A 1639-nucleotide genomic window follows, 5' to 3' on the forward strand; every position below is an offset into this window, starting at 1 on the left:
TTCATCAACGTGGTCTTGCGCTACGGGTTCAACTCGAACCTGGGCGTGACCGAAGAAGTCGCCCGCTATCTGTTCGTCTGGCTCACCTTTCTGGGCGCCATTTCTGCCTTTATCAAGAACTCCCACGTTCAGGTGGATACCTTCCTCAATCGCATGACACCGGGCGTACGCCGCACGGTACAGATCCTCAGCGACCTTGGCATGCTGGTCTGTTGCATCATGATTTTCACCGGTTGCTGGCAGCTCACGCTGCTCAATCTGCAGAACTACCTGCCGATCAGCGGTATCCCGGTCGGGGTGATGTATTTCGCCGGCGTGCCGGCCAGCCTGTGTATCGGCATCATCCTGCTGGTGCGCATTTATCGTCGCCTGTTCCGTGCCGCTGAAGGAGAGCAAGCATGACCGTCGCCATCTTCCTGATCACCCTGGTCGGCTGCATCCTGATCGGGATTCCCGTCGCCTTCTCGCTCTTGCTGTGCGGTCTGGCACTGATGCTGAACCTGGACATGTTCGATATCCAGATCATGGCCAGCAACCTGGTCAACGGTGCCGATAGCTTCCCGCTGCTGGCCATTCCGTTCTTCGTGCTGGCGGGCGAATTGATGAATGCCGGCGGCATTTCCAAGCGCATCGTCGATCTGCCGATGAAGCTGGTCGGCCACAAGCAGGGCGGCCTGGGTTATGTCGCCATCATTGCCTCGGTGCTGATGGCCAGCCTGTCGGGCTCGGCTGCGGCCGATACCGCAGCGCTGGGCATGGTGCTGCTGCCGATGATGAAGAAGGCCGGTTATGCCGAAGGCCGTTCGGCCGGCCTGATCGCTACCGGCGGCATCATCGCCCCGATCATCCCGCCGTCGATCCCCTTCATCATCTTTGGTGTAGCCAGCGGCGTGTCGATTTCCAAACTGTTCCTCGCCGGCATTGCCCCGGGCGTGATGATGGGTGTGGCACTGGCGATTGTGTGGTACTGGCAATCCCGCACCACCCAGTTGACCGCCTGCGTCAAGGCCACCCGAGCCGAGGTGTGGCAGTCGGTGCGTGATGGCGCCTGGTCGCTGATGCTGCCGATCATCATCGTCGGTGGTTTCCGCAGCGGTATCTTCACCCCGACCGAAGCCGGTGTGGTGGCTGCTGCCTATGCGCTGGCAATTTCGTTGTTCATCTACCGCGAGATGAAGCTGAAGGATCTGTATCACGTGCTGTATGCCTCGGCGGAAACCACGGCGGTCGTGATGCTGCTGGTGGCTGCGTCCGGGGTGTCGGCCTGGCTGATCACGATTGCCGAGTTGCCGATGATGGTGGCGGACATGATGTCGCCGCTGGTGGATTCGCCGATCCTGCTGATGCTGGTGATCATGCTGTTCATTGCCATGGTGGGCATGGTGATGGATCTGACACCGACCGTACTGATCCTGGTACCGGTGCTGATGCCGCTGGTGAAGCAGGCCGGCATCGACCCGGTCTACTTCGGTGTGATGTTCATCCTGAACTGCTCGATCGGGCTGATCACGCCGCCGGTGGGCAATGTGCTGAACGTGATCACCGGGGTCTCGCGCCTGCCGTTCGAGGCATGCGTGAAGGGTGTGCTGCCGTACCTGGGCGCCATGCTGGCCCTGTTGCTGCTGTTTGCCCTGTTCCC

At 60.7% G+C, this 1639-nt stretch carries 2 protein-coding genes; both read left to right on the plus strand.

The annotated features are described in order from the left end of the window. Positions 1 to 402: TRAP transporter small permease subunit (locus AC0KVQ_RS16385; protein WP_473422265.1), on the plus strand; the 402-nt coding region annotated here is incomplete at its 5' end. Then, the coding region (locus AC0KVQ_RS16390) for a TRAP transporter large permease subunit (RefSeq protein ID WP_473422267.1) at positions 399 to 1639 on the plus strand (1241 nt) is incomplete at its 3' end. The genes AC0KVQ_RS16385 and AC0KVQ_RS16390, both read left to right, overlap by 4 nt.

The sequence above is a fragment of the Formivibrio sp. oc-25 genome, assembly GCF_055810895.1.